4 protein-coding genes are annotated in these 12,749 nt (G+C 73.6%); all 4 read right to left on the reverse strand.

Going from position 1 to position 12,749, the window contains the following annotated elements; translation table 11 throughout:
* A partial coding sequence (locus VE546_RS16450; RefSeq protein WP_324922932.1) for a condensation domain-containing protein occupies positions 1-1,529 on the reverse strand: 1,529 nt, incomplete at its 3' end.
* The gene (locus VE546_RS16455; protein WP_324922934.1) at positions 1,529-6,196 is read right to left on the reverse strand and encodes a non-ribosomal peptide synthetase; all 4,668 of its coding nucleotides are present in this window, start codon (positions 6,194-6,196) and stop codon (positions 1,529-1,531) included. The genes VE546_RS16450 and VE546_RS16455, both read right to left, overlap by 1 nt.
* Complete coding sequence (locus VE546_RS16460; protein WP_324922935.1) at positions 6,193-11,928, reverse strand: SDR family NAD(P)-dependent oxidoreductase; 5,736 nt, start codon at positions 11,926-11,928, stop codon at positions 6,193-6,195. Before VE546_RS16460 ends, VE546_RS16455 begins: the two co-directional genes overlap by 4 nt.
* Before the next feature lie 5 nt (positions 11,929-11,933).
* A partial coding sequence (locus VE546_RS16465; RefSeq protein ID WP_324922937.1) for an AMP-binding enzyme occupies positions 11,934-12,749 on the reverse strand: 816 nt, incomplete at its 5' end.

The raw sequence follows: 12,749 nt of genomic DNA on the forward strand, positions 1-12,749 counted from the left end.
TGCTCCTCGAAGCACTCATGGACCAGCCCCCGCCCCGGCCACTCCCGCCCGGTGGCGTTGTTCTCCACCACCACCCGGCGCCACTCGGCCCGCCCCAGCAACGCCAGCCGCCCCACCGGCACACCCGGACACCGCACGACCTCCCGCAGCAGCCCGGTGAACAGGCGGGCGAGCCGCCGGGCGTCGGGTTCCTCGAACAGGTCCGTGCTGTACTCGAGCCGGCCCCAGACGGCGTCGCCGTCCTGGAACATGTCCAGCAACAGGTCGAACTCCGCCTTGCGCGCCTGCAGGGGGAAGGGCTCGACGCGCAGCGGCCCGTCCCAGGAGGGGATCGACACGCTCTGGTAGGAGACCAGCACCTGGAACACGGGGGTGTGGGCCAGGGAGCGCTCGGGCTGCAACTGCTCCACGAGGCGCTCGAAGGGGAGGTCCTGGTGGTCGTAGGCCTCGACGCACACCGTGTTCACCCGGCGGACGACCTCCCGGAAGTCGGGGTCGCCGCTCAGGTCGGTGCGGAGCGCGAGGGTGTTGACGAAGAGGCCGACGAGCGGTTCCAGCTCCACCCGGGTGCGGTTGGCCACCGGCGTGCCGACGACCACGTCGTCGTCCCCGCCGAGCCGGTGGAGCAGCACCTTGAAGGCCGCGGTCAGCGCCATGAACAAGGTGGCGCCCTCGGATTTCGCCAGTTCGTTCAGTCGGCGCACCAGGTCGGGCGGCAGCTCGACCGGTACGGAGGAGCCCCGGTAGGTCTTCTCCCGGGGCCTCCGCAGAGGTGTCGGCAGCCCGGTCTCGGAGGGGATGCCCTTCAGCTTCCGGGTCCAGTACTCCAGGTCGGCGTCCCAGGTCTCCTGCGCGGACGGCCGGTTCTGCCAGAGCGCGAAGTCCGGGTACTGGAGGGTCAGTTCGGGCAGACCGGCCGGCCGGCCCAGCTCCAGGGCCCGGTAGACCTGCATCAGTTCGCGCATCAGCAGGTCCATGGACCAGCGGTCGGAGACGATGTGGTGCACGTTCACCAGCACCACCGTCTCGTCCGCGGCCAGGTTGAGCAGCTCGGCGCGGAACAGCGGACCGGTGAGCAGGTCGAAGGGGCGGGCCACCAGCCGCGCCTCGCGCCGCCGCACCTCCTCCAGTGCCTCGTGTGCGGGGAGTCCGCGCAGGTCCGTGGTCCTCACCTCGGGGGGCAGTTCGTCCAGGACCCGCTGGACCGCCTGCCCGTCCTCCTCGGAGAAGACCGTCCGCAGCGCCTCGTGGCGGCGCGCGATCTGCTCGCAGGCCCGTGCGAAGACGTCCGGGCGGAAGCGTCCGCGCACGCGCATGCCCGCGGAGATGACGTAGGAGGCGCCGTTGGCCGAGAAGCGGTCGAGGAACCAGAACCGGTTCTGCGGGAACGCCAGGGGGACGGGTGCCGCCCGGTCCTCGCGCGGCACCACCGCCGGCGCGGTGGGCCGTTCGATGCCCTCGGCGCGCAGCAGGTTCTCCAGGAGGGCCCGCCGCTGCGGGGACAGACGGAAGCGGTCGGTGCTGGTCACTAGGAGGGCTCCCTTCCGGTTTCTGCGGTCGGGCGGGCGGTCCGGTGGCCGTCGCCGAGGGCGTCCTCGACCTCCTCGTCCGACAGGGCGCTCATGGCGATCAGCACTTCGGCCGTCTTCTCGACGATCCGCCGCCGGTGGTCGTCGGCCAGCAGGGTCTCGGCGAGCCCGGCCACGGTCGGCTCGCGGAAGACCTGGTGGAGCGGGACGTCCATCTGGAAGGCGTCCTTGAGCCGGGCCACGACCCGGGTGCTGAGCAGTGAGTGGCCGCCGAGGTCGAAGAAGTCGTCGAAGACGCCCACCCGGTCCAGGCCCAGCGTCTCGGCCCATATGCCGGCGATCACCTCCTCCACGGCGTTGCGCGGCGCCGTGTAGGCGGTGCCCACCTGTCTGCGGCCGCTGCCGGGGGCGGGCAGCGCCCTGCGGTCGATCTTGCCGTTGGGGGTCAGCGGCAGGGTGTCGAGGAAGACGAACGCGCTGGGCACCATGTAGTCGGGCAGTTTCCCGGCCAGGGCGGCGCGCAGCCGGGGTGTGAGCCGGCTCGTCCGGCGGCGGTCGGCGCCGTTGACCAGCCGGTCCCAGCGCACGGTCTGCGGGACGGCGGCCGGCGGGGCCGGAACCAGGGGCCGGCCGTGCTCGTCGGTCCTCCGCGCGATCAGGTCGAACGCGCCGTCGGTGCCGTGCCGGGACCAGTCCAGGTCGATGCGGTAACCGGTGTCCTCCCCCAGTCGCCACACCTCCTCGGGGTCCACCGCGTCCACGGCGCCGGCTGCCTCGTCCAGCCGCTGCCGCAGGTCGGCGACGGTTTCCGCGTCCCGTTCCGCCAGCAGCAGCGCGGCCTGTGTCCGGAGCCTGGCGTTGGGCACCGCGCGGACGGCGAGGAGGTCCGGCCGCTCCGTGCCGAGCAGGGCGCGCAGGGCCGGTACGCTCAGCCCCTCCGCGCGCCAGTCGCGCCATCCGGGGCCGGTGTCCGCGAGCGTCCCGGGGGCCGTACCGGAGCCCACGGTGATCAGCACGTCGTAGCGGAACTGGGTCATCTCGTTGGCCGACTCGCCGCGGCGGGGGGTCACCCGTACCTCGGTGACCGCCGGGAAGCGGGTCGGCAGGGCGGTGAAGAAGCCCGGGTCCACGACCAGTTCCGGGTCCTCCGCGACGGCCCGGGCGATCCGCTCCCGCAGCCGGCCGGCGGTCACCTCCCCGGTGGCACGGGAGAACTGCACGGCAGTGTGGAAGGACTCCAGCAGCGGCAGGCTGCGCACGTCCCCGACGAAGAGGGTGCCGCCGGGCTCGACCCGTTCCAGCGCCCCTTCCAGGGTCCGCAGCAGGTACCGCTCGTCGGGGAAGTACTGGATCACGGAGTTGAGCACGACCACGTCGAAGCGCCGGGCGGGCAGTCGGCCGAGGTCGTGGGCGGGACAGGAGAAGAAGCGGGCCTCGCCCAGGGGGCGCGAGGGATCGTCCGCCCTGCGCCGCAGCCGGTCCAGCGCGGTGTCCGCGACGTCCGTGCCCCAGTACAGCTCGCACCTCGGTCCGGCGCGGTGTGCCAGCAGCCCGGTGCCGCAGCCGACGTCGAGGATCGAACGGGGGGCGAGGGACAGCACGCGCTCCGCGGTCCGGTCGGCCCACTCGCGCATCTCCCGCACGGGGATCGGCTTTCCGGTGTAGCTGCTGTTCCAGCCGCGGATGTCGAGGGCGGGGTCGGTGCCGCCGGTCCCCTCCCCGGTGCCCCCGGCGGGGGCCGGCTCCGGCGCGGCGTAGGCCTCGTCCCAGATCCTGCGCCAGCGGTGCTGCTCCTCTTCCCACTGCTCCCGGTCCGCTGCCCGGTCCCCCTCCTCGTCGGCGTCCGGGTCGACGACGACGTAGGCGACCAGGCGGCGGTCGCCGGGGGTGTCCTCGCGCACGGTGACCACGGCCTGCCCGACGGCCTCCTGCCGCTCCAGGACGGCTTCGATCTCGCCCGGTTCGATGCGGTAGCCGCGCAGCTTCACCTGGTGGTCCAGCCGGCCCAGGAACTCCAGCCCGCCGTCCGCGCGGCGGCGGACCAGGTCGCCGGTGCGGTACAGCCGGCCGTCCCCGTCCTCGCCGGCGGTCGCCGGGGCGCCGGTGACGAAGCGTTCGGTGGTCAGCCCGGGGCGGCCCAGGTAGTCCAGGGCCAGGCCCGCGCCGCCGATGCACAGTTCGCCGGGCACCCCGGGCGGCACCATGCGGCCCTCGGGGTCCAGCACGTACAGCCGGGTGTTGGCGATCGGCTCGCCCAGCAGCACCGGTCCCCGTCCGACCCGGGCCACCGACGACCAGATGGTGGTCTCGGTGGGGCCGTACATGTTCCACACGGCCGCGCCGGTGTCCAGCAGCCGGCCGGCCAGCTCCTCCGGCAGCGCCTCGCCGCCGACGAGGGCCCGGAAGCCGTCGCCGCCGCGCCAGCCGGCGTCCAGCAGCATCCGCCAGGTGGTGGGTGTGGCCTGCATCATGGTGGCGCCGGAGGACTCCATCAGGGCGGAGAGCCGTTCGCCGTCGGCGGCCGTCCCCCGGTCGGCCAGGACGACCCGGCCTCCCTCCACCAGCGGCAGCAGCAGCTCCAGCAGGGAGATGTCGAAGGCCAGGGTGGTGACCGCGACCAGGACGTCGGAGGCGTCGATCCCGGGGCGTTCCTTCATGGAGCGCAGGAAGTTGCCCAGGGCGCCGTGCGGGACGCGCACGCCCTTGGGCTGTCCGGTCGAGCCCGAGGTGTAGATCACATAGGCCGGGTCCTGCGGGCCGGTCCGTTCCTCCAGGGGGTCGGCGGACTCCCGCTCCAGCTCCGCCCGCGCCTCGTCCAGGCACAGCGCCGTGATCCCGTCCGCCACGGCCTCCCCCAGCCGGTCCAGCACCGGACGGTGGGTCAGCAGTACGGGCAGGCCGGAGTCCCGCAGGGTGAAGGCGATCCGGTCCGGCGGGAAGCCCGGGTCCAGCGGCACGTAGGCGGCCCCGGCCTTGAGCACCGCCAGCAGCGCCAGGACCATCTCCGGGGTGCGTTCCGTGCAGATGCCCACCAGCGTTCCCCGTCCGGCGCCCATGCGTCTGAGCCGGCGGGCCAGTTGGGTGGAGCGCCGGTCCAGCTCGCCGTAGGTCAGGACCGTGTCCGCTCCTCCGACCGCCTCCGCGTCCGGGGTGCGCGCCGCCTGCTCGGCGAAGCGGCGGTGGGCCAGCGGTTCTCCGTCCCAGTCGCGGCGGGGGCCGCTGCCGGCCTTCCGCAGGTCGCGCTCCTCGTCCCGCGTCAGCATCGACACGTCGGTGACGGGCCGGTCCGGGTCGTCCAGCAGGCGCTCCACCAGTACGGCCAACTGGTGTGACATGCGCTCCACGGTGGCCGCGTCGAACAGGTCGGTGTTGAACTCGAACCAGCCGCCGAGTCCGTCGGGCCGGTCGAAGACCTGCAGCTCCAGGTCGAAGCGGGCCGTGCTGCTCTCCACGGCGAAGGGCTCCAGGCGCAGCCCCACCCCGTCGAACCGCGGCAGCGGGATGTTCTGGAACAGGAAGGAGACCTGGAAGACCGGCGACCGGGACAGGTCCCGGCGCGGGTGCAGCTCCTCCACCAGCCAGTCGAAGGGCACTTCCTGGTGGGCGTAGGCGGCCAGGCACACCTGTCGCACCCGGGCGACCAGTTCGCGGAAGGTCGGCGCGCCGGACAGGTCGGTGCGCAGGGCGAGCATGTTGGTGAACAGGCCCACCAGGCCCTCGATCTCGGATCGTCCGCGGTTGGCCACGGGCACGCCGACGACGATGTCGTCCTGCCTGCTGTAGCGGTGCAGCAGCAGTTGGAAGGCGGCCAGCATGGTCATGAAGGGGGTGGCGCCCTCGCTGCGGCTCACCTCCCGCAGCCGGTCCGTGACGGTTGCGGAGAGCGCGAAGGGGCGCGAGCCGCCGTTGGTGCTCTGCACGGCGGGGCGGGGCCGGTCGGTGGGCAGTTCCAGAGCGGGCGGCGCCCCCCGCAGGGCCTGCTTCCAGTACTCCAGGTCGTCCGCGAAGGCGCCCTCGGCCATCCGGCCGTGCTGCCACACCGCGTAGTCCGCGTACTGGACCGGCAGCTCCGGCAGCCTGGGCTCCTCCCCCGCACGGTAGGCGCCGTAGAGGGTGGCCAGTTCGCCGAAGGCGACGGAGGTGGACCACAGGTCGCCCGCAATGTGATGGATCGTCAGCAGCAGGACGTGCTCGTCCGGTCCCAGGCGCAGGAACTTCACCCGCAGCAGGGGGCCGGTGCGCAGGTCGAAGGGGCGGGCGAACTCCTCGCGGGCCAGCCGCCGGATCTCCGCCTCACCCTCCGGTCCGCTCAGTCCGGTGCAGTCGACGACCGTGAACTCGGGTTCGCCGGTCTCGGCGACGATCTGCACCGGCTGCCCGTCCACCTCCTGGTAGGTGGTGCGCAGGATCTCGTGGCGCCGCACGATCTCCTGGCAGGCGCGGCGCCAGCTCTCCAGGTCGAGCCTGCCGTGGACGCGCAGTGCGCCGGGGACGTTGTAGGCGGCTCCGCCGGGCGTCAGCCGCTCCAGGAACCACATGCGCCGCTGGGAGAAGGAGGCGGGGAACCGGTGCCGGCGCGCCTTCTTCGCCTGCCGCTGCCGCAGCCGTTCGGCCAGCAGTGCGCGCTTGTCCTCGGCCGACAGTCCGGCCAGGTCCGAGATGCTCATTCCGTCTCCCGCTCTTCACCGGTGTCCGCGGCGAGCAGTTCCAGAAGCTTCGCCTCCACCTCTTCGTCGGACAGTTCGTCCAGCCGGGCCGGGCCGTCCGGCCCGCCGGGGATCTCCGGCACGTCGTCCGGTTCGTCGCGGCTCAGCACCGGGATGGCCTCCTCCCGTCCGCCGCCCGTGTCGCGGTCGGCGGTGAGCAGGGTGGCGGTGTGCGCCACCGTGGGGGTCTCGAAGAAGTCCCGCAGTTCCAGCTCCCGCCCGAACCGGCTCTGGATCTTCGCGCCGATCTGCACCGCGGCGAGCGAATGGCCGCCGAGCGCGAAGAAGTCGTCGTGCACCCCCACCCGGTCGATGCCCAGCACCTCCTGCCAGACGGAGGCGACCTCCCGCTCCAGGTCGGTCCGCGGGGCCGCGTACGGCGTGGCGAGGGCGGGGCGCGGGTGCGTGCCGCCCGGCGGCGGGGCCATCCGCTCCAGTTCACCGGCGAGCAGTTCCGGGGTGAGGGAGCGCGCCAGGCGGATCTTCGCCGGCAGGTCGTGGCGCGAGACGGCCAGTTGCTCGGGGAGCACGGGCGCGTTCATGATGCGGGTGAACGCCTCCCGGGCGGCCGTCTCGCTCATGCCCTCCGCGAGCAGGGACAGCGGACCGGCGGGCGTCCGCTCCCGCGTCGCGCCGGACGTGGTCCCGGCGGCCCGCTCGACCTGCCGGCGGAGGGCCTTGAGGTCGTTGATGCGCTTGATGGTGAAGCCGGTGATGCGCACCAGCAGCCGGCCGTCGGGAGCGTGGATCTCCGTGTCGCAGGTCAGCGTCTCGGAGGAGTCCGCGGAGCCCTTCAGCTCCACGTAGCAGTGGACCGTGCCGGTCAGCGGTGCCTCGATGCGCAGGCTGCGGTAGGTGAACGGCAGGTAGAAGACGTCCTGGGCGTGGAGCCGGGCGGAGGCTCCCGCCACGTCCAGCAGGGCCGGGTGGAGTTCGTGGTCCTCCAGATCCGCCAGGAACTCGTCGTCCAGGCGGAGGGTGACCATCAGCCGGCGGTCTCCCGCCTCCACGGTCCGCAGGCAGCGCCACCGGGGGCCGAAGGCGAACTGCAGCGGCCCGCCCCGTTCGATGGTGTCGATGCCGAAGCGGCGCCTGATCTCCTCCTCGGTGTCGATGACCTCGGTGACGCCGGTCCGCTCCCGCAGCTCCGCCAGGTCCCGCACGGTGTCCGGGCCGCGCTCGTGGAAGGTGACCGTACCGCTGGCGTGCTCCTGCCACACCTGGTCGGTCCCGGGGGCGCCGGAACGGCTGCGCACGGTGAAGCGCATCCGCTCGCCGTCGGGCTCGATCGTGGTGTACACGTCGTACGACCGCCCGTCCGGCACGATCACCGGGGTGGTGAACAGCACGTCGTTGAGTTCGACGACGCGGTCCCCCGCATGCTCGGCCACCGCGGCCCGGACCAGTTCCAGGTAGGTGGTGCCGGGCACCAGGCCGTGGCCCATGATGCGGTGGTCGTCCAGGATCCAGTTCTCGGTGGTCAGGGTGGTCAGGTAGGTGCGCTGCCGCCCGTTCCGCCCGACCAGGCGGCGGAGCAGCGGGTGGCCCGTCTCCTCGCCCTCCGGTACGGCCGTGCCCAGTCGCGCGCCCAGGCCGGAGGCCATCCCCACCCCGTTCCAGGTGTCCCAGGCGACGGCGCACACCGGGGACCCGGTCCTCTGGCCGTGCCACTGGGCGAACGCGTCGAGGAAGGCGTTGGCCGCGCAGTAGTCGCTCTGGCCCGGGCCGCCCAGCAGGGAGGTCAGGGAGGAGCACAGCAGCAGGAAGTCCAGGTCGTCCTCGCGGCACACCCGGTCCAGCACGAGGGTGCCCACGGTCTTGGCGGCCAGCACCTCGTCCACGTCCTGGCGTGACTTGCCCGCGATCATGCCGCGCGAGGGCAGGCCGGCGGCGTGGATGACGCCGCGCAGCGGGCCGAAGGAGTTCCGCAGCCGCGCCACCGCCCGTGCGGTCTGCTCCTCGTCGGTCACGTCGGCGCGCAGGACGACGACCTCGGCGCCCAGTTCGCGCAGGCGCCGCAGGCGGCGGATGCGGGAGCTGGTGGGGTCCTGCTCGTCGTGGCCGTCCAGCCACCGGTCCCACGTCTCTTCCGCGGGGAACTCCGACCTGCCCAGCAGTCCGATGACGGGCCGCCGGGCTCCGCGTGCCAGCTCCTCCGCCAGCGCGAGGCCGATCCCGCCCAGTCCGCCGGTGACGAGGTAGACGCCGCCGTCGCGCAGCCGGGGTCCGCCGCCGTTCCCGGCGCCCAGCGGGGCGGTGTCCACATCGCGCACCCACCAGTGCCGCCCGCGCAGCGCCAGGTCGCGGTCGGTGACGGGCCGGTCCAGGACCGCCGGCAGCTCGCGCAGTGCGGTCTCGCCGGGGCTGCGGGGATCGGTACCGGTGAGGTCGAGGGTGCGGCAGCCGACGCCGGGCAGCTCCTGCGGGATCACCGTGCAGGCGCCCAGCAGGGTGGCGTTCTCCGGCTGCAGCCGCTCCTGGCCGGTGACGCTGTGCACGCCGCGGCAGAGCACGTCGATGGTGACCGGAGCGGTCGGCCGGGTGTCGCCGATGCCCTGCGCCAGCGCCAGAAGGCTGTCGAAGCCCCACCGCCGGGCCTGGTCGAGCCGGTCGGCGTCGAGGGCGTGGGCGGGCTCGGTGCGGGTGCTCCACAGGTGCACCAGCCGCAGGGCGCCGACCTCGGGGGCGTTGAGGGACTTCAGCAGGTCGGCGCAGTGCTCGCGGTTGGTCGGGTCGATCGTCCAGGAGTCCTCGCCGTCGTGGTCGAGGCCGCTGCCGGCCGCCACCCGCACCACGGTCCGGCCGCCGTCGGCCAGGCGGCGCGCCAGCGCCCGGCCCAGTTCCAGATCGGTGCCGAGGACGGCCCAGACGGTGCTCCGCTCCTCGTCCCGGGCGCGTCCGGCGGAGGAGAGGCGCGGCAGCCGCTTCCAGCCGGGGGTGTAGAACCAGTCGTCGACGGAGGCGGCGGCCCGTACCTCCCCGGGCGTCCCGGGGGTCCGCTCCCCGGCCCCGCCGGTGCCGTCCGGTTCCACCCAGTAACGCTGCCGCTGGAAGGCGTAGCCGGGTAACCGCAGTGCGCGGCGTCCGTCGTCCGCGCAGAGCGCGCCCCGGTCGACGGGCACCCCGGCGGACCACAGGCCGCCCAGGGTGTCCGCCAGGTACTCGCGGTCGTCGCGCCGTTCGTCGGGATGGCGCAGCGAACCCAGCGCGGTGCGGCCGTCGTGCCAGGCCCGGTGCGAGCGGGCGAAGCTGCTGAGCGTCCGGCCCGGCCCGACCTCCAGCAGGACCGTGCCGGGATCGTCCAGCAGCAGGTCCAGGGCATCGGAGAAGCGCACGGTCGCGCGCAGTTGGGTGCCCCAGTACTCCGGCCTGGTGGCCTGTTCGGCGGTGATCCAGGTGCCGGTGACGTTGGAGCAGAACGGGATGGCGGGCGCGTGCAGCCGCACCGTGGCGACCTCGGCGGTGAACGGCTCCACCGCGCCCGCCATGTCCGGCGAGTGGAAGGCGTGCGAGGTGCGCAGCCGCCGGCAGCCGATCCCCCGGGAGGTGAGCCGGTGCTGCAGTTGCGCCACCTCCTCCTCGGAACCGGAGACGACGCACAGTCCGGTGGAGTTCACCGCGGCCACGCACAGCCGCCCGTCGTCGCCGAGCAGGCCCTCGACCTCCGCCTCCGGCAGGAAGACCGAGAGCATGGCGCCCCGGGGCATCCGCTGGACCAGACGGCCGCGGACCGCCACCAGGCGCACGGCGTCCTCCAGTGAGAAGACACCTGCCAGGCAGGCCGCCACGTACTCGCCGATGCTGTGCCCGGCCATCGCCTTCGGACGCAGGCCGGAGGACTGCCACAGCCGTGCGAGCGCGTACTCGACGGTGAACAGGGCCGGCTGGGTGATCTCGGTCCGCTCCAGCCGGCGCCCGGCCGCCTCCGCCTCCTCGTGGCCGGCGAACAGCAGGGGGCGCAGGTCCTCTCCCAGATGCTTCCCGAACAGCTCGGCGCACCGGTCGACCTCGGCGGCGAACACCGGATGGTGGGCGTACAGGTCCCGGGCCATCCCGGCGTACTGGGTGCCCTGGCCGGGGAAGAGGAAGGCGACCGGCGCCCGCTCCTGCGCTGCCACGGCGTCGGAGGGCCGCACGCGGCGCAGCGCCTCGATCGCGTCCTGCCGGTCCCGGCACACCAGGGCGCGGCGCTGTTCGAAGGCCCGGCGCCGGAACGTCAGTGTGTGGGCGACGTCGCCGAGGTCGGTGTCCGGGTGGGCCTCCAGGTGGTCGGCGAGCCTGTGGGCCCCCTCGGCCAGGGCCTGCGGCGACCGGGCCGACAGGGGAAGCAGCCGGACGGGGGCGGCCGGGCCGCCGTGGGATGCGGGCGGTGCGGCGGGGGCCTCCTCGAGGACGGCGTGCACATTGGTGCCGCCGATGCCGAAGGAGCTGACCGCGGCCCTGCGCGGGCTGCCCCGTCCCCGCCGCGGCCAGGGACGCAGTTCGGTGTTGACGTAGAACGGCGTGGACTCCAGGGCGAGTTCGGGGTGGGGCCGGGTGAAGCCCGGCATGGCCGGGATGGCCTCCCGTTTGAGGGCGAGGGTGGCCTTGATCAGGGCGGTGACGCCCGCGGCGGCGTCCAGGTGGCCGACGTTGGCCTTCACCGACCCGATCGCGCAGTAGCCGGTTTCCCGGGTGTGCTCGCGGTGGGCGCGGGTGAGGGCGGCGATCTCGATGGGGTCGCCGAGGGCGGTCCCGGTGCCGTGGGCCTCGACGTACTCGATGGTGGAGGGCTCCACCCCGGCCACCGCCAGCGCCTCGGCGACGACCTCGGCCTGGCCCTCGACGCTGGGAGCCGTGTAGCCGACCTTCAGCGCTCCGTCGTTGTTGACGGCGGTGCCGCGGATGACCGCGTCGACGGCGTCGCCCGCCTCCAGCGCGTCCGCCAGCCGCCGCAGCACCACGATGCCCACGCCGTTGCCGGCCACGGTGCCGTCGGCCCCGGCGTCGAAGGGGCGGCAGCGTCCCTCCGCCGACATGATTCCGCCCTGCTCGTGCACATAGCCGCTCTTGAGCGGCACCGAGAGGGACACGCCTCCCGCGAGCGCGATGTCGCACTCGCCGTTCAGCAGGCTCTGGCAGGCGAGGTGAACGGCCATGAGCGAGGTGGAGCAGGCGGTCTGGACGGTGACGGCCGGACCCCTGAGATCGAACTTGTAGGCGACCCGGGTGGCCAGGAAGTCCTTGTCGCCGGCGAGCAGCGTGCGGTACGCGCCGGTCGACTCGAGGACCCGCCGGTTTCCCATCACGTTGAGGAGCAGGTAGGAGTTGAGGCTCGCGCCGGCGAAGACGCCGATGCGCCCGCCGAAGGCGGACGGGTCGCAGCCCGCGGACTCCAGCGCCTCCCAGGCGCACTCCAGGAAGATGCGGTGCTGCGGGTCCATCAGTTCGGCCTCGCGGGGGCTGTAGCCGAAGAAGCCCGCGTCGAACCGGTCGCCGTCCTCCAGCACTCCCTTGGCCCGTACGTAGCGCGGATCGCTCAGCTCGGCGGGGCCGACACCCGACTCCAGCAGTTCCTCGTCGGTCAGGGCGGAGACGGACTCGCGGCACCGGACGAGGTTGCGCCAGAAGGTGTCGACATCGGGGGCTCCGGGGAAACGCCCGGCCATACCGGTGATCGCGATGTGCTCCAGGTCATCAGCTACGGCTGACACGTACCTCACCTACCGTTTCGTGAGCGCTCCCGGCGCTCGGCCGTCTGCCGGCGCCGGTTCCGGGCCTGGCGTCTGCTCTCGCCCCGCTCGCGCGAGGCCAGTGCGGGGTCACCGCCCCGGCTCGCGGAGCGGCCGAGGTACTCCGCCAGGGAACCGACCGTGGGGTACTGGAAGAGTTCGACCATCGACAGCCGGTGGCCGAGGGCGGCGACCCGGTTCCTGAACTCGACCATCAGCAGCGAGTGCCCGCCGAGGTCGAAGACGTTGTCGTGGACGCCCACGCGCCGGACTCCCAGCAGGTCCGCCCAGATCTCCGCGAGCGACCGCTCCAGGTCGTCACCGGGCGCGACGTAGACGGTCTCCAGCTCGGGCCGGGCGCCGTCGGGTTCGGGCAGGGCCGCCCGGTCCACCTTGCCGTTGGGGGTCAGCGGCAGCTCGGGCAGGACGACGAAGGCGGAGGGCACCATGTACTCCGGCAGCCGCTCCCTCAGGTGTCCGGCCAGGTCGCCGGTCCGCGGGGGCCGCGCCCCCTCCCCCGCGGGCTCGCCGGTGACGTAGGCCACCAGGCGCACGTCACCGGCGGCGTGCTCGCGGGCGATCACCACCGCCTCGCGCACCTGGTCGTGTTCGGCCAGCACGGATTCGATCTCGCCGAGTTCGATGCGCAGGCCGCGCAGCTTCACCTGGTGGTCCAGGCGGCCGAGGAACTCCACCGCCCCGTCCTCGCGGAGGCGGGCCAGGTCACCGGTCCGGTACAGCCGGGCGCCGGGGTCGAAGGGGTCCTCCACGAACCGTTCGGCGGTCAGCTCCGGGCGGTCCAG

Origin of the sequence: Streptomyces sp., from assembly GCF_035644915.1 — a bacterium.
In the GTDB taxonomy this organism is placed as follows: Bacteria; Actinomycetota; Actinomycetes; order Streptomycetales; family Streptomycetaceae; genus Streptomyces.